Source organism: Desulfobaculum senezii (assembly GCF_054657395.1).
In genome coordinates, this window is record NZ_BAAHYU010000002.1 from 5,001 (window position 1) to 29,437 (window position 24,437).

Sequence of the window (24,437 nt, forward strand, 5' to 3'; positions counted from 1 at the left end):
GGGGCTGGAGCAGGTCCCAAGGGTTCGGCTGTTCGCCGATTAAAGTGGTACGCGAGCTGGGTTTAAAACGTCGTGAGACAGTTTGGTCCCTATCTGCTGTGGGCGTAGGAGACTTGAGGAGGGTTGCCCCTAGTACGAGAGGACCGGGGTGAACGAACCTCTGGTGTTTCAGTTGTCACGCCAGTGGCACTGCTGAGTAGCTATGTTCGGAAAGGATAACCGCTGAAGGCATCTAAGCGGGAAGCCTGCTTCAAGATTAGGTCTCCCTGGACATTTTTGTCCCTAAAGACCCCTCGAAGACTACGAGGTTGATAGGCTGGGTGTGTACGCACAGCAATGTGTTGAGCTAACCAGTACTAATCGGTCGTGCGTCTTAACTGATCACAAATCTCTCCCTATTTTACTAATATATTTACATATTTGTCCTGGCGACCAGAGAGAGGTGGCTACACCCGTTCCCATTCCGAACACGGAAGTTAAGCACCTCATCGGCGATGATACTGCAGAGGAGTCTGTGGGAAAGTAGCCCGTCGCCAGGACTTTTTTTTGCCCAAAAAGCGCCAACAGCACACCACGCCGTCGGCGCTTTTTTTGCGCCCAAAATCCACCACCCTCACCAAATCCCAACCTCCCACCCTCAGCCCCAATCCCCAAGCGCTGCCCACACAACACCATCGCAACCCATCCGCCTCACGTATCCCATGGGCTTCACCGTCTGCCTATGCCCCATACTCCTGCCTCCGGCGGCACAAGGACTCCGCCCTTGAGAATCCCGAGTGCGCACTTGCCGGGTGCGTGTGGAGATATTAGCCGTCACCCCTGTGAAGCTCTCGCCCGAGTAGACAGGTACGAAGGGAAAAGTATTTTTGGGGGCCGTGGCGCTTTAGAAGAGCGGTGAGAATCCCTGACATGCGGCTCAATATATTTCGAGATTGCCAGCCCGCCATCATCAATCCCCCTCGGCCCACCCGCCCCGGACTCCCCCATAAAATCACTCCCAGCCTACACCTCACATCTCCTGCCCCCAGCGGCTTCAGTTCTTCGTCCGTTGGGTTTCGAAAGGGCGACGGGACAGAGAGATGAAGAGAGCAGAGCGGCTCAAGGACTCCGCCCTTGAGTCATCCCAAGTGCGCACGTGCCGGGTGCGTGTGGAGAAAACAGCCGTTACCCCTGTGAAGCTCTCGCCGAGTATATTGGCTGGAAAATATTTTTGGGGGCCGTGGCGCTTTGGAAGAGCGGTGAGAATCCTTGATTTGCACCACAACATTTTTTCGAGTTCGCCAGCCAGCCAGCCAGCCAGCCAGCCAGCCAGCCAGCCAGCCATCATCAATCCCCCTCGGGCCGCCCCCCCCCCCGCACTCCACCATAAAATCACGCCCAGCTTACACCTCACATCTCCTGCCTCCAGCGGCTTCAGTTCTTCGTCCGTTGGGTTTCGAAAGGGCGAAGTGACTGAGAGATGAAGAGAGCAGAGCGGCTCAAGGACTCCGCCCTTGTGAACCCCAAGTGCGCACCTGCCGGGTGCGTGTGGAAGCATAGCCGTGACCCCTGATAGGCTCTCGCCCGAGAGTATTGGCTGGGAAAATATTTTTGGGGACCTTGGCTCTTTGGAAGAGTGGTGCGAATCCTTGATTTGCACCACCACATTTTTGGAGTTCGCCAGCCCATGACAATCAATACAACCCCACCCCCGTGCCAAGAACTCCCCAACCACCACACCCTCGCGCGAAGCACAGAAACACCAAAGCATTCGGACGCTTCCAAGCGTCCAGAGCGGCCAAGTCCGTACCGTGCTCCGCCATTCACTTACCGTCACCATCCGCGCACAGCACCCGGTCAGCCTGCCACGATCAATAAAACCCAACCACCCGAGCCCAAACCTCCCCAACCTCCACACCTCCGCGCGAAGCACAGAAGCACCAAAGCATTCGAACGCTTCTAAGCGTTCAGAGCGGCCCGGACCGTGCCTCCCTCCACCAAGCGCCCACCGCCTCGATTCGCGCAAAGCACCCGGTCAGCCCGCCCAGCCACAGCCTAAAAACCACGCCCGAGACCGCCTCGCACCCACCACATCCTACAATCCGGCTCCGGCAGGAGGGGGACGGGTGTCCAGAGGGTGCGGGGGGAATGGTACAGTCCGGGTACATAGGTAACAGATTAGTCCGGGAACATGGGTAACACTTCAGGCATAGTCTGCCTGGAGGTAGCGTATGCCCTGGACAGAGGTAAGACCTATGGATGAACGGATTCGATTTGTTGTAGAGGCTGGGTCAGGAGCTGAGACCATGTCTTGGCTTTGTAGAAAATATGGCATTAGCCGAAAAACTGGCTATAAATGGCTCAATCGCGCACAACTGCATGGAATATTTGCTTTAAGCGAACACAGTCGAGCTCCGCGAAATTGTCCGCATCGCACGCCAATCGAGATGCGAGAGGCCCTCATTGCTTTGCGCAAAGCGAATCCAAGTTGGGGGCCAAAGAAAATAGCATCTGAAGTAAGCGATCGCTTTGGCCTAAGGCCTCCGGCGCCAAGTACGATTGCTTTGATTTTCCAAAAGGAAGGACTTAGCAAGCCCCGCAGACGCCGTAATGTTGTTATCCGCAACTGGCCCACCAAGCTCACTGAAGCAAGGCATCCAAATCATGTATGGACAATGGACTATAAAGGTTGGTTTGAGTTGCCCAATCGTAAGAAATGCTGGCCCTTTACTGTGATGGATCTGCACAGCCGTTACGTTTTGGCTTGTGATCCACTTGCCCAACCAGCCTTGGCCCCAACACAAGAAGTCTGTGACCGTGTTTTTTCCTACTTCGGCTTACCTCAAATTATCAGGGTGGATAATGGAATTCCCTTTGCGAGCTGTGCGGCCGGAGGAATATCGCGCCTTAGCGCCCAGTGGCTTCGCCTCGGAATAACCGTGGAATTCATTGAACCGGGAAAGCCTCAACAAAATGGTGCGCACGAACGAATGCACCGCTCTTTAAAGCGAGAACTTCGTAGAGCAGACACTCTTCGCCGCCAAAGACGCAGGTGTCAGACATGGCGGAGGATTTACAACCATAGCCGCGGTCATGAAGCTTTAGGCATGCGAACGCCTGCTGCTCTTTATGCGCCATCAAGCAGACGCCCACCAAAAATCCTTCCAGATTTCGTATACCCCCCTGAGTATATCCTAAGGCGAGTGAAGCGAAGCGGCTCCATACAATGGAGGGGACATCACCGATTTATCAGTCAAAGCCTGCACCGATGCACAGTGGGCCTTTTGCCAAACCAAAAGGGCGGTATGAATATCTATGCTGGATCAATTTTTTTAGGAGTACTGAATGATTCAGACGCAAAAGGCTTAGTCAGGCCCTAGGGGCAACCTGTACCGCCAGAACCTGTCACCTCTGTTCCCGGACAGAAGTGTTACCCATGTTCCGGGTTGTACAAATCCTGCAAGGTTCCCCCAACACCCTTTGGCCGTCGGAGACACGGCGACAACATACAGAAATCCCACCGAAAGCACCTCTCGGTCCCGCCACCATAATGCATAACCAGCCCCGCCATTTTCCCCATGCCAAAGCTCCTCTCCCCCCCACCACACACCACCTCACCACCAAGACTATTTCCTCCTCCCTACGAAAGGTACGTACACCCCAGACCATGGGTAACACATCTGTCCGGGAACAGAGGTGACAGGTTCTGGCGGTACAGGTTGGTCCCTAGGGCCCGACTAAGTTCTTTTCTCCTTCCTGCCCCCCCCCAACGCTTCCCTTGCCTATCGGCCCGAGGTTCCTGAAAGGGGAGCTTGAACGCCCGGCAGAAGGTGAAGGCGTAATAAGAATTGGGGTCCAACGTACTGCCGATAAATATCTTTTGCCGATTGCTCCTCATTGCCCAACAGTGCTATGGAAAAGGACCGAAGACATGTACGTGGCTATTTCCCCGATCAGACGCACAAGAAGGAGACCGCTGTGGCTGACATACTCGTCCTTTATGCTCTTCAATCTGATTCAGGCAGGGCGGCTCGGTTTGGTCCAGGAAAGGCGGATTCAGCGAAAATGAAATTTCGCTCTGGAGCTGGTGAGGCGACCATTGATGAAGCGTCACTTCCTGTCGCGGCCGATTATAATATTCTTATTTTCTTTGCTCACGGGCGAAAATTCACCAGACAAGATGCTGACGTCCAAGTGCGCGAAGGGTTCTCTATGTCGCGGTATCGGGCTATGAGCAACTATAGTGGCTATGGCCGAATGACGACCCACCAAGGGGTCGTCACTCCGGCCGTACGACGGTCGCAACCTGTTTCTGAACAATCTATTGCGAATGTGATCAAACGCTATAATCCACGATTTGTGATGTTTTTTGTCTGTTATATGGGGCGAGGACACACGCTTCGACTGATCTATGAGCACCTCCGCGGAGATCCAATACTGAATCATACCTGTTTGTTGTGCGCGGATAAGGATTCCGTGATGTTCTCCCCCTCACGCGGGAAAATTTCACTTTTGGGAAACTCATTTTATGGGAATAAGGATGGTGGGGCCGCTATGCAGTATGATGGCCCGACATCTGTAGGAACATTCACCTCAGAGTTTAATGGTTATTTTTGACTCCTCGGTGTTTTGAGTTTTTGTCCGTCGCCATTATCAGAGCGTGGCGATTTCCCGTTGCTGGCGGTTAGAAAGCTGCGTCTATCCATGCGCTTAGCCGCCTCGCCCACCCTCAAAGCCTTCGCCAAAGAAAAGCCCACCACACAGAAAGCGTGGTGGGCGTCGTATAGAATCGGCCGTGGTCTTTTGGGTTTACCTGTCTCTTTCTCCACGTATTACTTTATACGCTGCATCCGCAAAATACCGATGCGTTGCCGTCATGGGATGCCAGTCATCCCACCACATGAAGCCATCTGCTTTGGGATAGGAGTAGGTCCCGAGCCATGGGGCGTCTGAGATTTCGAAGGTTCCCGATGCCGCGAGCGTGTTGAACAGCCCATAGGCATCGACTGCGTGGAGCGTGACCTCCGGGTGCCTTTCAGAAAATCCGCCCGCCCCATGGAGCTCGGCGCTGAGCTTCGCATTGATGCCGACGACGAGGTGCGCAACCTCGGCTTTGACGTGTGCGTATTCCCCGGCGTAGGCCGGGGCAAGGGTGATATCGGGAAGCGTACTGATGAGGCATGTCCGCATACCTTTCGCGGCGAGACGCTCCAGCGCGTCGATGGTGTTGGCGGCCACGTCGCCCGCGTCCGCGTCGCCTTCGTAGATGTCGTTAATGCCGATAAGCACAGTGCACAGGGCCTGCGGCAAGGCGCTGTCATCGTCAAAGGTCTCCACCTGCCATGCAAGGCCGGACCAGTCCTTGGGACCGGAGGCGTTGCCGTGGCCACTTTGCGCGCCGCACCATGCTCTATCCTCAAGCGCCACGCCAAGACGCGCCGCGAGATGCTCAACCCACACGGGACCGTTACTGAGACGGTTAAAGCCGCTGCCGTTGCTGAATCCGTTGTCCGAAAAACTGTCGCCAAAGGCGATAACCCGCTGAAACATCGTAAAATCTCCGCTGACTGGTCGATGTGATGGAACGGCGTTGGTTTCTGATCGCGATCATTTTCCCGAATCACGTACCGCGATGCACGCGGAAGTTCAATCTTTGGCGAGGCGTGAGCGGCGCGCTGCTGTTGTTCTGTGCCGGATTGGCCGTATGCACGGGCCGGACGCACACCCTGGCAAAGCTGTATTGCTTTGGTCACGGGCGAAGACATGAGGGCGCAAATGTGGACAGGGAGGGCGCGTTGTCGTGCCCCGGTGTGCCTTGGGGAGAAGTTGAGACTTCGTGCGTAAACGTCTCCTCATTCTGCGTGGAATGTTGTAGGATGCGTGGTGCTTGCATCGTGTGGTTTCTGGGATGCAGGGCTGACACGAATGAACACTGAATGAAGGTGGTGGATATGCGTGTGTGGCGCTATGCAGTACTGGCTTTGTTGACGGTGGCGCTGTGCTCTGGGTGCGGCGATGATGACGTGCAGCAGCCGGAGGTGGTGCGTCCGGTGAAATCCATGCTCGTTGAGTCGCCCTCCAAGGGCCGGACCTATCGTTTTCCGGGGCGCGTTGAAGCCGCGAAGGAAGTGGAACTGGCTTTTCGTGTTTCTGGCACGCTGGTCGAGTTGCCTGTGAAGGAAGGGCAGACCGTGGAGCAGGACCAGCTGATTGCCCGGCTGGACCCGCGCGACTTTGAAACGGAAGTCTCCCGCATCGAGAGCCAAATCAATGAAGCCAAGGCCCAGCTGGAGGCGATGCAGTCCGGCGCGCGCAGCGAGGACGTCCGCAGCCTTGAGGCCAAAGTGGCTTCGGCCGAGGCAAAGGCGACGGAAGCGAAACTGCAGGCCGAGCGCAAGGCGAAGTTGTATCAGGATAATGTGATTTCCAAGATGGAATACGACAACGCCGTGGCCACGCGTGATGTGGCGCAGGCGAATCTGGAGGGCGCCCGGCAGGAACTGCGCAAGGCGCGCCAAGGCGCGCGGCGTGAGGATGTGCAGGCAATGCAGGCCAGAATTGCTGGTCTGCGCACGCAGTATAAGCGCGCCATGGACGCTTTGGCGGACTCCGTGCTTCGCGCGCCATTTACGGGCACGGTGTCGCGGAGGTATCTGGAGAACCATCAGGAAATCTCCGCACGCACGGCGGTGGTGAAGCTGCAGAACCTGACGGATGAGGTGCAAATCGGCATTGATGTTCCGGAAAGCATCATTGCCCACGGCGAGCGCGGCGAGGCAAAGCTGTTTGTGTCCTTCGAATTTTTGCCGGGAGAGCGCTTTCCGGCCGAGGCTGTGGAAGTGGGAACCGAAGCGGACCCGGCAACGGGCACCTTCCCGGTCAAGTTGGTTATGCGCCCCCGCAACGAGACCGAGCGTTTTAATGAAGACGGGCGTGGGACGTACATCCTTCCCGGTATGACCGCCGTGGTGGAGGCCGTGACCTATCCGCCTAAGCAGGATCAGGACGCGCCCCTGCGGGTGCCGGTGCACGCTGTGGCCGCGGATGCTGATGGCCGCCCGTATGTGTGGGTGGTCAACCCCAAGGACAGCACGGTGCACAGGCGGCCCATTATCCGCGGCAGGCTTGAGGGAAGCAGCATCGAGGTCACGTCCGGCCTTGCGGTGGGTGAGCGGATTGTGACGGCTGGCGTGGATTATCTTGTGGAAGGTCAACACGTCCGAGTTGGTGAGTAGGTGCGTCATGAGCATAGCTGAATTTGCCATACGTCGCAGAACTGTGACCCTTGCCCTGTGCGCCGTCATCCTGCTGGGCGGGCTGTATGCCTACGAAAAGCTGGGGCGCCTTGAAGACCCGGAATTCACCATTAAGGACGCCGTGGTCATCACCGCCTATCCGGGAGCCTCAGCGCGCGAGGTGGCGGAGGAGGTGTCCGACGAGATTGAAACAGCTGTTCAGCAGCTGGCCCAGCTGAAGGAAATCAAATCTATTTCACGTCCGGGGCTGTCCATTGTCACTGCGCGGGTGAAGGATAAGTTTGGGAAAAGCGAAATTCCGCAGGTGTGGGATGAACTGCGCCGCAGAGTGCTGGACGCCCAGCCTAAACTCCCCCCCGGCGCGTCTACGCCGCAGGTGAATGACAACTTTGGGGACGTGTTTGGCATTTTGCTGACGGTGTCTGGCGAGGGCTACACCTATGAGGAATTGCGCCGCTATGTGCAGTTTTTGCGGCGCGAGCTTTTGCTTGTGGACAACGTGGCCAAGGTGGAGCTGTGGGGGCTTCAGGAAGAGGCCATCTTTATTGAGTTTTCGCGCTTTAAGCTGGCGCGGATGGGCGTGAGCCCGGATGTGTTTGTGCAGGCGCTGGCAACGCAGAATCTGGTGTCTCCCGCCGGGTCTGTGCCGGTGGGGCCGGAGCGCGTGCGCATCAGCCCCACCGGCGAGTTGTTGTCCGTGGAGGACATCGCAAGCCTGGAGGTGCGCGACCCGGCATCGAACCGGCTTGTGGCGCTCAAGGATGTCGCCACGGTGTCGCGGGGCTATGTGGACCCGCCGGACCATGTGCTGCACTTTGACGGCAAGCCTGCGCTGTCCATAGGCATTTCCGTGGCCCCCGGCGGCAATGTGGTGAAGCTTGGCGATGCGGTCAAAGCCCGCATGACGCAGCTGGAGCAGTACCGCCCTGTGGGTATGGAAATCGGCGTGGTGAACTTCCAGCCCGATGACGTGCGCAAGGCCGTGGACGGCTTTGTGGTGAATTTCATTGAGGCGCTGGCTATTGTGGTTGTGGTGCTTCTTGTCTTTATGGGGCTGAAAAGCGGGGTGCTTATTGGCGTGGTGCTGGCGCTGACGGTGCTGGCGACCATGATAGCCATGGACATGATGTCCATCACCCTGCAACGCATCTCCCTTGGCGCACTGATTATTGCCCTTGGCATGCTGGTGGACAACGCCATTGTGGTGACCGAAGGCATGCTGGTGCGCATTGAGTCCGGCGTGGACCGCATCAAGGCCGCCAATGAGGTGGTGGGGCAGAATATGATGCCGCTGCTTGGCGCAACGGTCATTGCTATTTTGGCCTTTGCCGCCATTGGTGGGTCCTCGGACGGTACGGGCGAGTATTGCCGCTCGCTCTTTCAGGTGATGCTGTTGTCGCTGTTTATCAGCTGGGTGCTGGCTATTACGGTCACGCCGCTTCTGTGCACCATGGCGTTTCGGCCACGGCCTGGTGGCGGGGATGGAAGCGATGCGTATTCCGGGCGGCTGTTTACGGTGTACCGCCGGTTTTTGGAGGCCGCCCTTGCGCGGCGTTGGCAGACGGTGATTGTGCTGGTTGTGCTGCTGGTTGGCGCAGTGCTGTGGTTTGGTACGCTCAAGAACAGCTTCTTCCCGCCGTCCACGCGGCCGCAGTTCCAAATCCACTATTGGCTCCCTGAGGGGACGGACATTACACGCACCGTTGCGGATATTTCCGTTATTGAGGAGAAACTGCTGGCGGATGAGCGCGTGACGTCCACGGCCTCGTACATCGGCAAGGGCGCAACGCGCTTTATGCTGGTCTTCGGGCCGGAGCAGTCGCAGTCCAAGGCCTATGGGCTCATCCTTGTGCGGGTGCACGACTATAACGACATTGACGGGCTTATTGACGAGTACGGGGCGTACTTGGCGGAGCGTTTTCCTGATGCGGAGCCTAAGCTGGACAAGTTCGTCCTTGGTCCCGGCGGAGGCTACGATGTGGAGGCGCGCTTTTATGGCCCGGACCCGGCGGAGCTGCGCACGCTGGCCAACAAGGCCAAGGATGTGTTCCGCACCTCGGCAAAGGCCACGGCCATCCGCGACAACTGGCGGCAAAAGAGCATGGTCCTGCGTCCGCGCTTTAACGAAACCATGGCGCGGCAGAACGGCCTGACCCGGCAGGACGTGCTGGAAACGCTGGAGTCGGCCTTTACGGGCAGCCGCATCGGTGTGTACCGCGAAGGGGACGACCTGCTCCCCATTATTGCGCGCTCCAATCAGGAACTGCGCGATGACGTGGCCCATATCAGCGAGCTGTACGTGTGGAGCTCCCTCACCCAGACCATGGTGCCCATCACGCAGGCGGTCACGGGCTTTGACGTGCTGTGGGAGGATACCCTCATCCGGCGCGAGAACCGCAAGCTGGTCATCACCGCGCAGTGCGACGCCGTCCCCGGCGCGCTGGCGAGCGAGGTGTTTCAGGAGGTCCGCGCGGGAGTGGAGGCCATTGACCTGCCCTTTGGCTACACCATGGAGTGGGGCGGCGAGTATGAAAGCTCGCGCGATGCGCAGGAGTCCCTTGCGGGGCTGATTCCCATCACCATCATTGCCATGGTGCTCATTGTCATCATGCTGTTCAACGCTCTGCGCCAGACGGTGATCATCTGGCTGACAGTGCCGCTGGCGATTATCGGGGTGACCTTTGGGCTGGCGGTGTTTGACCTGCCCTTTGACTTCATGGCGATACTGGGTTTTCTGAGCCTGATCGGCATGCTTATCAAGAACGCCATTGTGCTCATTGATCAGATTGATTTTGAGCGGCGGGGGGGCAAGGCGGACTATCAGGCCATTGTGGATTCGGGCGTCAGCCGTCTGCGGCCTGTGTGCATGGCGGCCATTACCACGGTGCTGGGCATGCTGCCGCTGTTGCAGGACCCGTTTTTTATCTCCATGGCGGTGACCATTATGTTCGGCCTCAGCTTTGCCACGGTGCTGACCCTTGTGGTGGTGCCGGTGCTGTACGCGCTGTTCTTTGGGGTGCGTGGGCCGGAGGCGGCGGTGTCAGGGACTGATTAATGCGTGGATTCTTGCCCGCATGTGTGGGCTGTGCTACGTCACCAGTATTCAACGAAATTGACGTCGGAGGTGAGATCGCATGAGTGTTGACGGATACATCCTGTACAGTGGCGGCGCACGCGGCGCGGAATCCTGCTTTGGCACGCTGGCCGAGCGGTATGGCATTCAGGAAGTGAACTACAGCTTTGACGGCCACCAGACCGAACGCACCAGAGGCATCCGGACCCTGACCACCGAGGAGCTCGCCCTCAAGGACGTGAGCCTGACCTATGTTTCGCGGCTGATGAACCGTAAATTCTCGCGCGCTCCCCTGTTCCGCAAGGTGCTCCAGAGCATCTGCTGGCAGGTGGCCAGCGGGCACGAGGTGTTCGTGGTCGGCTCCATTCAGGAGGACGGCACCGTCACTGGCGGCACGGGCTGGGGCGCGGAGTACGCCAAAATCTGCAACAAACCCCTCTACGTCTTCGACCAGAGCAAGGACACGTGGTTCAGATGGGCCAAAGCCCAGTGGGAGGAGGTGAAGGAGCCTGTTGTGGGGCACCATCATTTTGCCGGAACCGGAACGCGCTTTCTTGAAGAAAATGGCAAAAAGGCGCTGGAGGACTTGTTCTTCCGCAGCTTCGGCAACTAAGCCGCAGCGCAAGCGCCCCCTAAGAAATCACAAAGCCGCCCGGTCTGCATGCAGGCCGGGCGGCTGTCTTTTGTGTTCTCTGCTTTAGCGGAACATATACTTCATGGCGTAGCCAAAGGACGGGTAGGCCCACAGCATGGAGCGCAGGTCGTCGATGGAGACCTTGGTGCGCATGGCAAGGGCAAAGAGGTTCACCATCTCCTCTGCGGCGTCGCCAAGGACGTGCGCGCCGAGGAGTTGGCGGTTGTCTGCGTCGATGATGAGTTTGAATCCGGCGCACTTTTGCCCGATGCGTTCATACTCGGACCAGCCCGAGGCGTCGCCGGTGACGATGTCCACCGTGCGGCCCTGCGCGGCGGCTTGTTCTTCCAGCAGGCCCACGGCGGCAAGGGGCGGGTAGGTAAAGAGCGCGTAGGGGATGGGGCCGTATTCCATGGCCTGCGGCGTGTTGCTGAGCAGATTGTGGATGACGGTGTCGGCCTCCTTGGCCGCTACGGGCGTGAGGGGCATGCCGCCCGCGATAACGTCCCCCGCCGCGAAGACCGCAGGGTTGGTGGTGCTGCGCAGGGAGTGGTCCACAGTGACGGCGCCCTTGTCCGTGGCGACGCCCGCGGCCTCCAGATTCAGGTCTGCCGTGGCCGGAATGCGCCCTGCGGCCTGCACAATGAGGTCCGCCGGAAAATGCTCTGCGCCGCCGTGGCCGGCGTGCAGGACAACGCCCCCGTCCTCGGTGGTGATGCTGTGGGGCGGCAGGTCCGTGAGGATGGTGACGCCCTGCGAGTGCATGTGGTCCATAAGCCGCTGGGCGAGGTCTGCATCAAAGGGGCGCAGCACCCGGCTGCTGCGGTGGACGATGGTCACGTCCGCGCCCGCTGCGGCGGCGATATGCGCCATTTCAAAAGCAATGAATCCGCCGCCGATGAACACAATGCGTTCCGGCAGGGCGGCAAGTTCCAGAAAGTCGTCGCTGGTGACGGCGTGCTCGCCGCCGGGGATGTCCAGCGTGCGGGGCACGGCGCCGGTAGCGATGCAGATGCGTTCGCCCTCCAAGATGGCGGAGCCGGTGTCCACGGTGTTTGGGCCGGTAAAGCGGGCGCGGCCCTTGTGGATGTCCACACCGTTTTTGGCGTGCACGGCTTCAATCTTGTCCGAGATGGTGTCCGTGAAGGAGCGCTTGAAGGCCATGAGCTCCTGCCAGTCGATATGCGCCTGTCCTACCACGCCAAGCCCCGCGCTGTTGTGCAGGCGCTCGGCGGTTTGGATGACGTCCACCATCATTTTTTTGGGCTCGCACCCGCGCAGGGGGCAGGTGCCGCCGAATCCGTCGTGCTCGATGAGGGCGACGGTGCGCCCGGCCTTGTGACAGCGCGAGGCAATGCGTCCGCCTGCAGCGCCGGAACCTATTACAATCACATCGTAGTGCTTGGTGCTCATGGTTTTCGAAGCTCCTTTTATGCAGTAGGGTACATCATATGACACAGCATTCAACCCCTCAGCATACTGCAAAAAGTATACGGCGTGTACCTGTTTTGGCAACGGGGCAACAGTCGTGCCATGATGTTTCCGGCGCGGACATCCCGTGTTCCGGCTCCGGGCAGGACGCCGAAAGCGCTCCGGGCCTGCCGTGGCCCTCGCCCCGGTTTGTGGCGCAGGGCGAAACTGTGCGCGACGCGCTTACCGGCCTTGTCTGGACCGCCAACCCCACCCCGGCGACCTTTTCCATGCCATGGGACGAAAGCCTTGCCTTTGTGGAGCAGATGAACGCCGAGGCCTATGGCGGCGTAACCACGTGGCGCATGCCGGGGCGGCGGGAGCTTTTTAGCCTCGTCAGCTTTGCGGACCGCCGTCCGGCCCTGCCCGGGGGGCATCCTTTTGGGCGGGTGTTTCTGGGCTGGTATTGGACCACCACCACCTTTGCCGGCGCGCCGACCCACGCGTGGCGGGTGCATATGGAGGGCGGGCGGATGTTCTATGGCCGCAAGGCCGAGGAGTCGCTCCTGTGGCCCGTCAGCGGCGAGAGCGCTGTCCTGCCGGAGTCCGGCCAGCGGGACCTGTATGACGCTGGCGGACGGGACGCCCAGCACGGCGCGTCATTGCCTGCGCCGCGCTTCAGCCTTGAGGGTGATGGCGCGGTGCGCGATGCGCTGACAGGCCTGCGCTGGCGCCGCGCTGCGGACCTGTGCGGCGAGGTGGCGTGGGCCGAGGCTTTTGCGGAGGTGGCCGCCCTTGCCCGCCGCGAGGACCGACCGTGGCGTCTGCCCACCATCCGCGAACTGGAGAGCCTTGCCGATGCGTCCCGCGCGTTCCCGGCCCTTGCCGCGGACCATCCCTTTGTCGACACCGCCGACGCGTACTGGTCCTCCACCACCAGCAGCTTTGAGACGGATTGGGCCATGGCCTTTTACCTCGGCAAGGGGGCCGTTGGCGTCGGGCACAAGGGCACGGCGCGTTTTGCGGTGTGGGCCGTGATGGATGCGGATTAATTGTCCGTCAGCTTGAGGTTGCCGTAGCCGCCCCAAGCCTGCTGCACTACGCCGATGACAACAAGGGCGTCCGGGTCAATCTGCGAGATCATAAACCGCAGGTCGCTCACGCGGGAGCGGCGTACCGTGCAGTAGAGCATGGTGCGCACTTCCTTGGAGTAGCCGCCTGTGACTTCCCACATGGTAACGCCGCGCTGCATCTCGTTGACGAGGGCGTAGCGGACCTGCTCCGGCTTTTTGGTGATGATGATGGAGGTGCGTAGTTGGCTGGAGCCTTCCATGGCAAAGTCCGAGAACAACCCGTTCATGACGAGGGAGAAGAGCGCTAGGAGCGCCATTTCCCAGTTGTAGACAAGCCCGCCAAGGCAGATGACGCCAAGGTCCGTGAACAGGTAGACCTGGCTCATGGGGTAGCCGGTGAAGTTATGGATAATGCGCGCGGGGATGGACGTGCCGCCAATGGTGGAGCCAAAGCGGAAGATGATGCCGCTGCCAAGGCCAAACAGCACGCCCGCGTACAGGCTGGCTAAGAATTTATCGTGCGTGATGGGATAGGGGGCAAGCAGGCCCGGCATGATGTTTAGGAACAGCTCCACAAAGGCGGAAAAGGCAAACACCGCCATGATGGAGGAGCTCAGAAAGCGCCAGCGCCCCAAGTACACAAAGCCCAGCATCAACAGGGGAATGTTCACCAGCCAGATGACGATACCCTCGGACAGCCCAACGGTGTCGCTGAGGATAATGGCAAGGCCGGAGATGCCGCCAGCCGTGATGTTGTAGGGCACCTGAAACAGCACAAAGCCAAGAGCCGCAATGGCGCAGCCCGCCAGCACCATAATGTTGCGGAAGGTGAAACGGCGGATTCTGGTGGCGAGGGGGAGTTCCAGCTTTTTTTTGATCTTTTGGCGCGTGTTCATGGATGCAGGCTCGTTGCGGTTAAGGGGCTGTGGAAAAAGAGTGCGCTGCTGCGCTTCTGGGCGACGTATGGACCCGGCGCCGCAGAACGGCGCACAGGCTCTGTCATGGCCTTACGCGGCGTGTCGCGGCATCATTATGCAGTCCACGCCTTGTGTGGTGCGACGCTGTGCATAAGAATAGGCCATGGCCCGGGGGCACGCTCCATGTGTAGCATTATTTTGTCCGGGATGACAGGGGGATGCGGGGCGTGTCCCTATCCCGCCGTAGCGCGCTCGTCCGCATAGCGGGAGAGGCCAAGGCGCGCGAGCTCCGGGAGAAGCTGGTCGTAATTGTCGATGATGTCCGAGAGGGCGTCCGGGCTGACCTTTTGGTAGTCCGTGGTCACCGGTGCCTTGGCCGGGTCGATGCCAAGGAAGGGAAACAGCTTTGCCTGCGTCTGCGGGGAAAAGGTGTGCGCGCTGCCCCGCACATGGCCCACCATGTCCTCATACGTGATTTCCACGTGCTCAAAGTCCGAAACAATGGCCCGAAAGCGCTGTTTGCGTTTTTCCAGCTGCACCAGCGTGCCCAGCAGGCGCTTGGTCAGCGTGACGGTGAGCGTGGTTTCGCCGGTGCGGACAAAGCCGTCGTACTCGCGCATGGGCAGGGTGCCTGTGTCCACACCGCGGTTGCGGCACGCCAGCAAAAAGGCCGAGATGTGCGCGCGCAGGGTGTTGGTGCGGATGAGGTGCACCACCTTGGGCGGGTGCGTGGAAAAGTAGCCGGAGACAAAGGCCAGGCGGTCCCAGAAGTCGTATTTGATGTCCATGCCCACGATGCTGTGGCGGGCCATGCTGTCGAAGGTAGCGTCGATGAAGCGCCGGGCAAAGGCGTTCATATTGCGGAAGGTGATTTGCGCGGGGTCGCGCATCACGGCCTTGTGCCACTGGACGTAGAAATTCTCCTCCCGGTCCGGGCGGAAGGCCCAGTCGTCAAAGAGCGCTTCGCCGAACATATGCACGTCCGGGTGGCTGTTGAGGGCGCTGCGGAAGAAGTTGGTGCCCGAACGGATGGCGGCCAGCAGGATGAAGCGCGTCATGGACTCCTCACGGCTTAGGGCATGGGTAATACATACAGTATATATGGGGGCTTTGGCGCGGCGTCAACGCGTGTGCATTCCGGGCCGCGCCGCCGTGGTTGATAAACGTTCTATTTAGCGGTATGCAGGGCAGTCCTGCTGTGTGCCCTGTACTGGCTCCGCCAGAGCCGCCACGAACCGACTTCCCACCGGCCATGCGGCCTTCCTGACGGGCTTTGTCCATGTAGGAACGGCGCCGCAGCATTTCCAACGTGATGACGCTTTTTGCTGGATAACACCACCACCGGCCACCCCGGTGGACAATCTTCATCTTTCTTATGGCCCCGCGGGCAAGCCGTCCGGGGCTGCCGGAGGCGAACATGCTCCTGAGTCTGAACTGGTTGCGCGAGTTCGTTCCGTTCACGGGAACGGACGAAGAGCTGGCCGACAGACTGACCATGCTCGGATTGGAAGTGGAGGAGGTCAGCCACCCCTTCGCCCATCTTGAGAATGTTGTGGTCGGTCATGTGCTGGAGTGCGACAAGCACCCCGAAGCCGACAAACTGTCCGTATGCAGTGTGGACGTCGGCGAAGACGAACCCCTGCCCATCGTCTGCGGCGCGCCCAACGTTGCCAAGGGCCAGAAGGTGGCCGTTGCCAAGGTTGGCGCAGAGCTGCCCGGCGGGTTCAAGATCAAAAAGGCCAAGCTGCGCGGTCAGGTCTCCAAGGGCATGATTTGCGCCGAGGACGAAATCGGTCTCGGTGACAGCCACTCCGGCATTATGGTGCTGGATGAGGCCCTTGCCGTGGGCACCCCCCTTGTGGACGCCCTGAACCTCGACACCACCGTCTTTGACCTTGGCATCACGCCCAACCGCGGCGACTGCCTGAGCATGCTCGGCATTGCGCGTGAGGTGGCCATGGCCTACGGCCTGCCCCTGACCCTGCCGGAATGCGCCCTTGAGGAAGTGGCCGAGTCCGCCGCGGACCAGCTGACCATCCAGATTGACGACCCCGCATTGTGCCCCCTGTATCAGGGGCGCATTTTGAAGGGCGTGCAGGTTGGTCCCGCTCCGGCGTGGATGCGCTACCGCCTTATCGCCGTGGGCATGCGCCCCATCAACAATATTGTGGACGTGACCAACTACCTGCTTATGGAGCTTGGCCACCCCCTGCATGCCTTCGACCGCGCCAAGCTGGCGGGCGACACCATCCGCGTGCGCGCCGCCGAAGACGGCTCCGCCTTCACCACGCTGGACGATGAAAAGCGCGACCTGCTCGGCAGCGACCTGCTCATCTGCGATGCGGAAAAGCCCGTTGCCCTCGCCGGCGTTATGGGCGGCGCCAACTCCGAAGTGTCGGACGCCACCACCGACGTGGTGCTGGAATGCGCCGTGTTCGATCCGCCCACGGTGCGCAAGACCGCCCGCCGTTTGGCCCTGCACAGCGAGTCGTCCTTCCGCTTTGAGCGCGGTGTGGACCAGGGCAACGCCCGCTTTGTTGCGGACCGTGCCGCCAGCCTGATGGCCCAGCTTTCCGGCGCACAGGTGCTCTCCGGCGTGGCCGTGGCCGAGCCCACCCCGTGGGAGAACCGCACCCTGCGTTTCCGTCCCGCCCGCTGCAACAGCCTGCTGGGTGTGGACCTCGACGCCGAATTCTGCCGCACCACCTTTGAGGGCCTTGGCTGCTCCGTGGATGCCTCCAACCCTGAGGACTGGACCGTTGTGGCACCCAGCCACCGCCACGACCTTGAGCGCGAAGTGGACCTCTACGAGGAAGCCGCGCGCGTGTACGGCATGGACCGCATCGAGGCCGTGCTGCCCCGCGTGTCCAAGTCCCTCGACGGGCTGGCCCTTGCCGACCGTCGCTACGCCTTCACCATGCAGCTCAAGCACTGGGCGCGTGGCGTTGGCCTGAACGAGGCCGTAAACTACAGCTTTGTCGGGCACGAGGATCTTGATTTCTTCAACCTGCCGCAGGACAACCGCGTTCCGGTCATGAATCCGCTCTCCGAAGAGCAGAACGTGATGCGTACCGCGCTGGCTCCCGGCCTGTTGCAGAATGTGCGCACCAACGTCGGCCACGGCTCCGCCCGTCTGCGTCTTTTTGAAGTCGCTAAGGTGTTCTGGGCCGATGCCGAGTCCGAGACCACGGCCACGGAGCCGACCCGCATCGGCATGCTGGTCTACGGCCGCCGCGAGCGTGAGCGCTGGCCTTGGCCCGAAGAGGAAAACGCCGCCTACGCGGACATCAAGGGCATGGTGGAGCACCTGCTCCAGCATCTGGAACTGCCCGGCGCGCAGTACCGCCTGAAGGACGGCCACCCCTATCTGGCCCCCTGCGTCGAGGTTGTCCTTGATGATGAGGTCATCGGCGAAATGGGCCGCATCAAGCCCGAAATCGCGGATACCTACAACGCCCGCCGTGAGGTGTGGATTGCCGAACTGGATGCCGACGCCCTGCAGGAATGGCACGAAGGCGTGCTGCCCGGCTTCTCGCCGCTGGCCAAGTTCCCGCCCATCAAGCGCGACATCACCTTTATCGCTCCCGAAACGCTGACCGCTGGCGCGGTGGTGGACGCCGTGCGCGGCGTGCAGGAACCCCTGCTGGAAGACGTGGTGCTGGTGGACTGCTACCAGCCCGAGGACGCGGAAACGCGCAACCTCACCGTGCGTCTGACCTACCGCCATGCCGAGCGCACCCTGAAGGACAAGGAAGTCGAAAAGCGGCATTCCAAGGTCGTTAAGAAGGTGCTGGACGCGCTTCCGGTACACGTCTAGAATATCTTGATAATCCGGCGGTCCGGACCGTTGTGGTCCGGACCGCATTTCCCAAAAGCGTACACGACAGGTTGGAGAGTGGACCATGGGCCGGACCTACCGCATCGGGCAGGCAGCTCGGAAACTCAATCTCAACACCTCCGTGCTGCGGTATTGGGAGTCCGAATTCCCGCAGATACAGCCCATTCGCACCCGCAAGGGCCAGCGGCTGTACACCGATGAGCACATCGAACAGCTGACGCTTATTCGGCATCTGCTCCATGAGGAGGGGATGACCATTGAAGGGGCGCGCAAGAAGCTGGAGCGCGACGACGCCATCGCCGCGGCGGAAGCCGCCGGAGACGACGAAACAAGCGCGACCCTCCGGCTGGATGCATTCCGGCGGAGTATGATTGCCGAGCTTGAGGAGATGAAACGCCTCCTCAAGGGTGAATGACCACAACCCGCCCCCGTGGCGGGTTTTTTGTGAGCGATGACATGCGGCGCGCCGGAGCCTGCCGCACTGAGGAGACGCCATGATTCTTGACGCATACGGCATGCAGCACTGGGCCACCTTTTTTGTCGCGGCCCTGCTTTTGAATATTTCCCCCGGTCCGGATATGGGCTTTATCCTCGCCAACACCGTGCGCGGCGGAAAACGGCACGGCTTTGCCGCCATGTTTGGCGTGTGGACCGGTTCGCTGTGCCATACGCTGTTCGCCGCGGCTGGCCTGTCCGCACTGCTTGTGGCATCGGCCACGGCCTTTTCCATGGTCAAATACGCCGGCGCGGCCTACCTTGTGTGGCTGGGTATTCAGGCGCTGCGGTCCAAGGGCGCGTTTGCCGCGCAGACGGGCGGCGGCGTTGTTGCCTCGCCGGGGCGCATCTACCGACAAGGGGTGTTCATCAACATCTTGAACCCCAAGGCCGCGGTGTTCTTCCTTGCCTTTTTGCCGCAGTTTGTGGTGCCGGGTGTGGCCCCCGTGCCCATGCAGCTGGCCTTGCACGGGGTGCTGATTATTCTGGTGGCCGCCCTTGTGGAGCCGATGGTCATCTTCGCCGGTGACCGCATCACCACCAGCCTGCGCTCTAACCGCCGCGTGTCGCAGTGGTTCGACCGCACCCTTGGCGCGTTTTTCCTTTTCCTAGGCGTGCGCCTCGCCGTCTCGCGTTAACGGCGCGCTGCTTTGCCCGTACCGCGGCCCGGCATCCCATCATGGGGTGCCGGGCCGTTTGTGTTGCGCTGCGCGGAAAAGGGCAGAGCATTGCCCGGTTATTGATAACAGGTTCCCAAGATTCGGGAAAAATGGTGCGTGGGTTGCCTGAAACGTTTCAGCGTCCTACGATGGGCCGTTTTTCCCTTTTGTCCTGCCCCTTCTCACAAGGCATAGAACGCCGGATGGCTGACGTTCGGGGACGGGACCGGTGTTTTTAGAAACAGGAACGTAGAGAAATGAGCTACCCCATGAACGCAGTGCGCGGTGACATCTTCGGAGGTTTGACTGCAGGCATCATCGCACTGCCTCTTGCCCTCGCCTTTGGCGTTGCAAGTGGAGCGGGCGCGGCCGCCGGATTGTACGGCGCCATCGCCCTTGGACTTTTTGCTTCCATCTTTGGCGGCACCCGGACGCAGGTGTCCGGCCCCACCGGCCCGATGACCGTTGTCATGGGGACGGCTGTTGCCGCCTTCTCGGGGCAGCCCGAGGCCGTGTGTCTGGTTGTGCTGCTGTGCGGGCTGTTCCAGATGCTGTTTGGTGTGTTCCGCCTTGGCGGGGTGGTGAAGTTCATCCCCTATCCCGTCATCTCCGGCTTTATGAACGGCATCGGCGTGATTATCGTGCTGCTTCAGATTCAGCCGCTCATGGGCTGCGAGAGCCTCAAGTCGCCGCTTTTGGCCCTGATGGGCCTGCCGGACGCCGTCGCCGCCATGAACCTGTATGCGGTGGGGCTCGCCGCCGCGACCATGGCCATTGTGTTCCTGACTCCCGCACGCATCTCGCGCGTGGTGCCGTCGCCGCTTATTGCGCTCATCTCCATGAGTGTGCTCGCCTACGCGCTGAAGATGCCCGTGCCCACCATCGGCGCCATTCCGTCCGGATTGCCCGATCTGCACATTCCCGGTCTGCCCCTTGCCGACTGGGGACGCATCGCCACCCTTGGCTTTGCCCTTGCCCTGCTTGGCACCATTGATACCCTGCTGACCTCCATCGTTGCGGACTCCATGTCCAAGGACCAGCACAACTCCAACCGTGAGCTTATCGGCCAAGGCATCGGTAACATGGTGGCGGGCTTCGTTGGCGGTTTGCCCGGCGCGGGCGCGACCATGCGTACCGTCGTCAACATCAAGGCCGGCGGCACCACGCGCCTGTCCGGCGTTATCCACGCGCTGTTCCTCGTGGCGGTCCTTTTGGGCCTTGGTCCCCTCACCGCCAGCATTCCCCTTGCCGTCCTCGCGGGCATTCTCGTGAAGGTGGGCGTGGATATTCTGGACTACAAGCTGCTGCGCCTTGTGCGAAAGGCCCCCAAGCAGGACCTCGTGGTCATGCTGGCTGTGTTTGGCATTACCGTGTTTGTGGACCTTATTGTGGCGGTTGGCGTTGGCGTGGCCCTTGCCTGCCTGATGCTCGCCTACCGCGTTGCCCGCCAGACGCGCATTCAGGTCACCAGCATGGAAGACGACGCCGACCGCGACAAGTACATGGACGCCATCACGGCCAGCGACAAGCAGGTGCGCGTTATCACCATCAACGGCGCATTCTTCTTCGGGACCTCCTCCCTTATGCAGGACAAGGTGGACCGCCTCTATGGAACGCGCTGTGTTGTCGTCAACTGCACCGGCGCGCCGTTTATGGACATCTCCGCCGTGTTTGCCCTGAGCGAAATGCTGGAGAAGCTGGTGGGCGCAGGCGTGCGCGTGATGCTTGTGGTGAATGCGGACCAGCGTACCACGCTGGCCGAGTGCGGAGCAGGGGATATTCTGCCCGCACAGGACGTCTTCTCCACACTGGATACGGCCCTTGATGCCGCCCTCGACGCCGTGGCTATCGACCACAAGGACAAGGCCGCACGCATCGCCGCGCTGCGCTACGCCAGCGCCTCGGCCTAAACGCCATGCATCCCGGCCCGTTGCCCGCCATGTTCGGCCTTCGGCCCGGCGTAAAAGCCCCATGATACCGGGCGAGTGCAGGCATGGCGCAGATATCTGGACAGGCCGGGGAGAAAATGCGAAAAAAATGAAAAAGGGCGTTGACATTTGGGCCGATGCCACCTAGATATCTACCTCGCCGCTTGAGAGAGCGGCTTTGAAAACTCGTCGGGATGTGGCGCAGTCTGGAAGCGCACTTGAATGGGGTTCAAGGGGCCGGAGGTTCAAATCCTCTCATCCCGACCACGATGAGATTAAGGCGGGTTATGCAAAAGCATGGCCCGCTTTTTCTGAAAAACATTGCCGCGCTTCGCCAGACCTCGAAGCCACAACCCCAGTGAGGCAATGATTAAGCCCATATAGCTCAGTTGGTAGAGCGCATCCTTGGTAAGGATGAGGTCAGCAGTTCAATTCTGCTTATGGGCTCCATCCGTCAGTATAAGGCCAGTCCGAAAGGGCTGGCCTTTTTTGCGTTCTGCGCACGGCGCACGGCGCAGGAAGACGGAAGACGGAAGACGGAAGAAAAGGCATGCCTCCGGCGGCTCAAGGGTGTGACACCCTTGAGAATCCCCAGGATTTTTGAGGCGGAAGCCGCCTCAAAAATAGGGGGGTGTCGTTCCAATATATAAAGCCCGCGCGGTATTGCCGCGTGGGCTTTTCTTTGGCTTCACCTTACCCACAACAGGGATTCTCACCGGTCTTCATACGGCGACAAGGCCCCCAAAAAAAATTGTCCCATCCATACGGACGGGAGCTTCACAGGGGTGACGACTGTTTTATCCACTGGCACCCGGCCTGTGCGCACATGGGATTCTCAAGGGCCCACGGCCCTTGAGCCTGCGGAGCAAAAAAACTTCCGCCCCATTCGCCAACACACTCCACCCGGCACGCCCCCGTTACAGGGGCAACTCCCCTTTGACGGCCAGCGGAATGCCGCTGACGGACAGCACCACGGTGCTGGCGCAGGCGGCGAGGCGCTGGTTGACGGCGCCGGTGAGGTCGCGGAAGCGGCGCGCGAGGGCGTGTTCGGGGACGATGCCGCTGCCGACTTCGTTGGAGACGATGACCACGGCGCAGGGGAGGTCGGCGAGGGCGCGGACGAGGTCGTTTGTGCGGGCGAAGACGTCCTCGTCGTCCATGCCTGCCATGAGGCAGTTGGTGACCCAGAGGGTGACGCAGTCGAGCAGAATGACGTCGGCGCTTTGGCTGGCGCCGAGAAGGGCGGGGACGATGTCGATGGGTTCCTCGACGGTGGTCCAGCCTTGGCCGCGGGTGGCCTGATGGGCGTCGATGCGCTGTTGCATCTCGTCGTCGAGGGCCTGCGAGGTGGCGAGGTAGACGCGGGCGGGACCGACGGATTCGGCGTAGCGCTGGGCGTAGCTGCTTTTGCCGCTGCGGCAGCCGCCTGTGACGAAGGTTATGGTGCTCATGCTGTATCCTTTGGCAGTGATGTTGGTCCTGTGGGTAGCATGATGATGGGCGATGCGCCAGTGAAGGTGCTGGGCGCAAAAAGGCCCACCCGGGGCGAGCGGGCGGGCCAAGGCTTGGGAGGCATACGGTGGTGTACGAAAAGTGGCAGGGCTATTTGCGCTCTGCTGTGGGGGCGGCGCTGTCCTGCTGGGCGTCGGTGGTGTTCGGGGCGTCCTTCTTTTTAAAGACGCTGGCGAACAGGGAACGGGCCGAGGTGCGGGACGAAATGCTGGATCGGCAAACAGTCATGATATGAGCTCCAAGGGTTGAGGTCGCTGAGGGGTGCGGCCCGGCTGTGCGGGGGCGGCAGTGGTGGGCAGACCGGCTGCGCGCCGCATGGCCGGAAAGGTGGCCGCAATGATGTCCTTGCCCCGGGTGAGTGCGTTGACGACTTCGGGGTCGTATTTGGTTCCGGCAAGGCGCAGCACGTCGGCGTAGGCCTGCGAGAATGTCTTGGGGCGGCAGTAGGGCCGCGGTTGCAGCATGGCGGAAAGGCTGTCCGCCACGGCAATGATACGTGCGCCGATGGGGATGGCCTGCCCACTGAGACCGTGGGGATAGCCGGAGCCGTCGAGGCGCTCGTGATGGTGCAGAATCATCCCGGCGATGCCGTTTTGCGGCGCGAGGGCCGCGATGGGGCGCACGATGTCTGCGCCCATGCGGGGGTGCTGCTGAATGATGTTCCATTCGTCGTCTGTGAGGGGCCCGGGCTTGCGCAGCACGGCGTCCGGGATGCCGATTTTTCCGATGTCGTGCAGATGCCCCGCTATGTGGATGGTCTCGGCCTCGTCCTCGTTCATGCCGAGGTACAGGGCGAGTATCCGGCTGATTTCCGCGACTTCCTCGGAGTGGAAGTGCGTGGAGTGGTCCTTGGCGTCCACGGCGTTGCCGAGGGCCTCCGCGAGCTGATGCCCGGTAAGGGACAGCTCGCGGCAGGTGGCAAGACCGCATGTTCCGGTGCCGCTTACTGAGGCGCTATGCCTTGGGCACGCCGACATGCGGCAGGTGGTGCTCATGCGGCAAGCCCCTCAAGGTTGGAGCGGATGCGCTCGTGAAAGCGTGTTTTGGTCAGTCCTGTTTGGGTGACGGTGTCCAGCGCCTGCGCAAGCAGGCTGCGGGCCTCGTCTGTGCGGCCCTGCATGATGAGGATGAGGGCGAGGTTATGGCGCACCTTGGCGCCGGGCAACGGCGACGTGCAGGCGCGCGAGCGCATAAGGGCCTGACGCAGAAGAAATTCGGCATTTTTCAGGTCGCCGTCTTGGCAGGCACGCATGCCTTGCCGGTTCAGCTGACCCATTTCCATGATGGGGTTCATGCGTCCCTCCGCGGGGCGTTAGGGCAGTTGGTGTTGGTGCATTCAAGGCACTGGCGGAGCGTAGAGATGCCACAGGAGTGCATGAGGTGCAGGGGAATGTTGTTGGCCTTGGCGTAGGAACACACTTCCTTGCGGGCCTTGTGAGACACCTGATTTGTGAACACAACGACGAGGTCGGCCTTGCCCAGCTTGGGGGCGATGGCGTTCTCCTTGCCGGTAAAGACCTTGAGCTTGACGCCCATATCCTTGGCGGCGTTGATGTAGTTCCGTTTCAGGCGGTCCATTCCGCCGATGACTGCTGCGCACATGACGTTCTCCTGTGGTGGACTCTTCCGCACCTGCGCGCCACATGGCGCGCAGGGCGAAAGG

At 60.7% G+C, this 24,437-nt stretch carries 19 protein-coding genes, 2 tRNA genes and 2 rRNA genes (1 of these 23 only partly in view); 14 read left to right on the forward strand and 9 right to left on the reverse strand.

Annotated features, from left to right (window positions below; all coding sequences use genetic code 11):
- The 4 genes from ACYQ2T_RS00895 to ACYQ2T_RS00910 all read left to right on the forward strand — a co-directional run.
- A 23S ribosomal RNA gene (locus ACYQ2T_RS00895) occupies nt 1-381 on the forward strand (it extends 2,561 nt beyond the left edge of the window).
- A 43-nt stretch (nt 382-424) separates the two neighbouring features.
- Nucleotides 425-539, forward strand: a 5S ribosomal RNA gene (rrf, locus tag ACYQ2T_RS00900).
- Between the two features lie 1,695 nt (nt 540-2,234).
- Nucleotides 2,235-3,359, forward strand: coding sequence for an integrase core domain-containing protein (locus ACYQ2T_RS00905; protein ID WP_459897691.1), 1,125 nt, complete (start codon nt 2,235-2,237; stop codon nt 3,357-3,359).
- Nucleotides 3,360-3,957: 598 nt separating this feature from the next.
- Nucleotides 3,958-4,596, forward strand: coding sequence for a hypothetical protein (locus tag ACYQ2T_RS00910; protein ID WP_459897693.1), 639 nt, complete (start codon nt 3,958-3,960; stop codon nt 4,594-4,596).
- Between the two features lie 192 nt (nt 4,597-4,788).
- Here ACYQ2T_RS00910 and ACYQ2T_RS00915 read toward each other — a convergent pair whose 3' ends face one another.
- Nucleotides 4,789-5,529, reverse strand: a complete 741-nt coding sequence (locus tag ACYQ2T_RS00915) for an SGNH/GDSL hydrolase family protein (RefSeq protein WP_459897695.1) — start codon at nt 5,527-5,529, stop codon at nt 4,789-4,791.
- A 386-nt stretch (nt 5,530-5,915) separates the two neighbouring features.
- Here ACYQ2T_RS00915 and ACYQ2T_RS00920 point away from each other — a divergent pair, with 386 nt between their 5' ends.
- The 3 genes from ACYQ2T_RS00920 to ACYQ2T_RS00930 all read left to right on the forward strand — a co-directional run bounded on the left by ACYQ2T_RS00920 (nt 5,916) and on the right by ACYQ2T_RS00930 (nt 10,921).
- Entirely contained in the window at nt 5,916-7,214 is a 1,299-nt protein-coding gene (locus ACYQ2T_RS00920; RefSeq protein WP_459897697.1) for an efflux RND transporter periplasmic adaptor subunit, read from the forward strand.
- Nucleotides 7,215-7,221: 7 nt separating this feature from the next.
- Nucleotides 7,222-10,290, forward strand: coding sequence for an efflux RND transporter permease subunit (locus ACYQ2T_RS00925; RefSeq protein WP_459897699.1), 3,069 nt, complete (start codon nt 7,222-7,224; stop codon nt 10,288-10,290).
- A gap of 79 nt (nt 10,291-10,369) precedes the next feature.
- Nucleotides 10,370-10,921 carry a hypothetical protein gene (locus tag ACYQ2T_RS00930; RefSeq protein WP_459897701.1) on the forward strand — a complete coding sequence of 184 codons (552 nt, stop codon included), beginning with the start codon at nt 10,370-10,372 and terminating at the stop codon, nt 10,919-10,921.
- Between the two features lie 84 nt (nt 10,922-11,005).
- On the opposite strand, the gene ACYQ2T_RS00935 is transcribed toward ACYQ2T_RS00930, so the two are convergent.
- Nucleotides 11,006-12,355, reverse strand: coding sequence for a dihydrolipoyl dehydrogenase family protein (locus ACYQ2T_RS00935; protein WP_459897703.1), 1,350 nt, complete (start codon nt 12,353-12,355; stop codon nt 11,006-11,008).
- A 95-nt stretch (nt 12,356-12,450) separates the two neighbouring features.
- On the opposite strand from ACYQ2T_RS00935, the gene ACYQ2T_RS00940 reads away from it, so the two are divergent.
- Nucleotides 12,451-13,404, forward strand: coding sequence for an Lcl C-terminal domain-containing protein (locus ACYQ2T_RS00940; RefSeq protein ID WP_459897705.1), 954 nt, complete (start codon nt 12,451-12,453; stop codon nt 13,402-13,404).
- On the opposite strand, the gene ACYQ2T_RS00945 is transcribed toward ACYQ2T_RS00940, so the two are convergent.
- Together ACYQ2T_RS00945 and ACYQ2T_RS00950 are read right to left on the reverse strand one after the other, a co-directional pair.
- Nucleotides 13,401-14,321 carry a YitT family protein gene (locus ACYQ2T_RS00945; RefSeq protein ID WP_459897707.1) on the reverse strand — a complete coding sequence of 307 codons (921 nt, stop codon included), beginning with the start codon at nt 14,319-14,321 and terminating at the stop codon, nt 13,401-13,403. The genes ACYQ2T_RS00940 and ACYQ2T_RS00945 overlap by 4 nt on opposite strands.
- A gap of 254 nt (nt 14,322-14,575) precedes the next feature.
- Nucleotides 14,576-15,400, reverse strand: a complete 825-nt coding sequence (locus ACYQ2T_RS00950; protein WP_459897709.1) for a hypothetical protein — start codon at nt 15,398-15,400, stop codon at nt 14,576-14,578.
- Nucleotides 15,401-15,759: 359 nt separating this feature from the next.
- On the opposite strand from ACYQ2T_RS00950, the gene pheT reads away from it, so the two are divergent.
- From pheT to ACYQ2T_RS00980, 6 genes are all read left to right on the forward strand, one after another.
- A complete protein-coding gene (pheT, locus tag ACYQ2T_RS00955) occupies nt 15,760-18,159 on the forward strand; it encodes a phenylalanine--tRNA ligase subunit beta (protein ID WP_459897711.1) in 2,400 nt (799 codons plus the stop codon).
- An 85-nt stretch (nt 18,160-18,244) separates the two neighbouring features.
- On the forward strand, nt 18,245-18,595 hold the full coding sequence (locus ACYQ2T_RS00960) for a MerR family transcriptional regulator (RefSeq protein WP_459897713.1): 351 nt from the start codon (nt 18,245-18,247) through the stop codon (nt 18,593-18,595).
- A 79-nt stretch (nt 18,596-18,674) separates the two neighbouring features.
- Nucleotides 18,675-19,313, forward strand: a complete 639-nt coding sequence (locus ACYQ2T_RS00965; RefSeq protein ID WP_459897715.1) for a LysE family translocator — start codon at nt 18,675-18,677, stop codon at nt 19,311-19,313.
- Between the two features lie 278 nt (nt 19,314-19,591).
- Nucleotides 19,592-21,244, forward strand: a complete 1,653-nt coding sequence (locus tag ACYQ2T_RS00970; RefSeq protein WP_459897717.1) for a SulP family inorganic anion transporter — start codon at nt 19,592-19,594, stop codon at nt 21,242-21,244.
- Nucleotides 21,245-21,452: 208 nt separating this feature from the next.
- Nucleotides 21,453-21,529 (forward strand) — tRNA-Pro (locus ACYQ2T_RS00975).
- Between the two features lie 107 nt (nt 21,530-21,636).
- Nucleotides 21,637-21,712: transfer RNA gene (locus ACYQ2T_RS00980), tRNA-Thr, on the forward strand.
- A gap of 467 nt (nt 21,713-22,179) precedes the next feature.
- Here the strand turns inward: ACYQ2T_RS00980 and cobU are convergent.
- From cobU to ACYQ2T_RS01005, 5 genes are all read right to left on the reverse strand, one after another.
- Entirely contained in the window at nt 22,180-22,713 is a 534-nt protein-coding gene (gene cobU, locus ACYQ2T_RS00985; RefSeq protein WP_459897718.1) for a bifunctional adenosylcobinamide kinase/adenosylcobinamide-phosphate guanylyltransferase, read from the reverse strand.
- A 151-nt stretch (nt 22,714-22,864) separates the two neighbouring features.
- On the reverse strand, nt 22,865-23,002 hold the full coding sequence (locus tag ACYQ2T_RS00990) for a hypothetical protein (RefSeq protein WP_459897720.1): 138 nt from the start codon (nt 23,000-23,002) through the stop codon (nt 22,865-22,867).
- Complete coding sequence (locus ACYQ2T_RS00995; RefSeq protein WP_459897722.1) at nt 22,999-23,769, reverse strand: HD-GYP domain-containing protein; 771 nt, start codon at nt 23,767-23,769, stop codon at nt 22,999-23,001. Before ACYQ2T_RS00995 ends, ACYQ2T_RS00990 begins: the two co-directional genes overlap by 4 nt.
- Nucleotides 23,766-24,068, reverse strand: a complete 303-nt coding sequence (locus tag ACYQ2T_RS01000; RefSeq protein ID WP_404845606.1) for a tetratricopeptide repeat protein — start codon at nt 24,066-24,068, stop codon at nt 23,766-23,768. The genes ACYQ2T_RS00995 and ACYQ2T_RS01000 overlap by 4 nt, the downstream gene beginning before the upstream one ends.
- The gene (locus tag ACYQ2T_RS01005; protein WP_404845607.1) at nt 24,065-24,376 is read right to left on the reverse strand and encodes a DUF2325 domain-containing protein; all 312 of its coding nucleotides are present in this window, start codon (nt 24,374-24,376) and stop codon (nt 24,065-24,067) included. Before ACYQ2T_RS01005 ends, ACYQ2T_RS01000 begins: the two co-directional genes overlap by 4 nt.
- Between the last annotated feature and the right edge of the window lie 61 nt (nt 24,377-24,437).

Coding starts and splice junctions, on each gene's coding strand:
- ACYQ2T_RS00905 (WP_459897691.1), top strand. CDS start 2,235: ATGGATGAACGGATTCGATTTGTTGTAGAGGCTGGGTCAGGAGCTGAG.
- ACYQ2T_RS00915 (WP_459897695.1), bottom strand. CDS start 5,529: ATGTTTCAGCGGGTTATCGCCTTTGGCGACAGTTTTTCGGACAACGGA.
- ACYQ2T_RS00920 (WP_459897697.1), top strand. CDS start 5,916: ATGAAGGTGGTGGATATGCGTGTGTGGCGCTATGCAGTACTGGCTTTG.
- ACYQ2T_RS00925 (WP_459897699.1), top strand. CDS start 7,222: ATGAGCATAGCTGAATTTGCCATACGTCGCAGAACTGTGACCCTTGCC.
- ACYQ2T_RS00930 (WP_459897701.1), top strand. CDS start 10,370: ATGAGTGTTGACGGATACATCCTGTACAGTGGCGGCGCACGCGGCGCG.
- ACYQ2T_RS00935 (WP_459897703.1), bottom strand. CDS start 12,355: ATGAGCACCAAGCACTACGATGTGATTGTAATAGGTTCCGGCGCTGCA.
- ACYQ2T_RS00945 (WP_459897707.1), bottom strand. CDS start 14,321: ATGAACACGCGCCAAAAGATCAAAAAAAAGCTGGAACTCCCCCTCGCC.
- ACYQ2T_RS00950 (WP_459897709.1), bottom strand. CDS start 15,400: ATGACGCGCTTCATCCTGCTGGCCGCCATCCGTTCGGGCACCAACTTC.
- pheT (WP_459897711.1), top strand. CDS start 15,760: ATGCTCCTGAGTCTGAACTGGTTGCGCGAGTTCGTTCCGTTCACGGGA.
- ACYQ2T_RS00960 (WP_459897713.1), top strand. CDS start 18,245: ATGGGCCGGACCTACCGCATCGGGCAGGCAGCTCGGAAACTCAATCTC.
- ACYQ2T_RS00965 (WP_459897715.1), top strand. CDS start 18,675: ATGATTCTTGACGCATACGGCATGCAGCACTGGGCCACCTTTTTTGTC.
- ACYQ2T_RS00970 (WP_459897717.1), top strand. CDS start 19,592: ATGAGCTACCCCATGAACGCAGTGCGCGGTGACATCTTCGGAGGTTTG.
- cobU (WP_459897718.1), bottom strand. CDS start 22,713: ATGAGCACCATAACCTTCGTCACAGGCGGCTGCCGCAGCGGCAAAAGC.
- ACYQ2T_RS00990 (WP_459897720.1), bottom strand. CDS start 23,002: ATGACTGTTTGCCGATCCAGCATTTCGTCCCGCACCTCGGCCCGTTCC.
- ACYQ2T_RS00995 (WP_459897722.1), bottom strand. CDS start 23,769: ATGAGCACCACCTGCCGCATGTCGGCGTGCCCAAGGCATAGCGCCTCA.
- ACYQ2T_RS01000 (WP_404845606.1), bottom strand. CDS start 24,068: ATGAACCCCATCATGGAAATGGGTCAGCTGAACCGGCAAGGCATGCGT.
- ACYQ2T_RS01005 (WP_404845607.1), bottom strand. CDS start 24,376: ATGTGCGCAGCAGTCATCGGCGGAATGGACCGCCTGAAACGGAACTAC.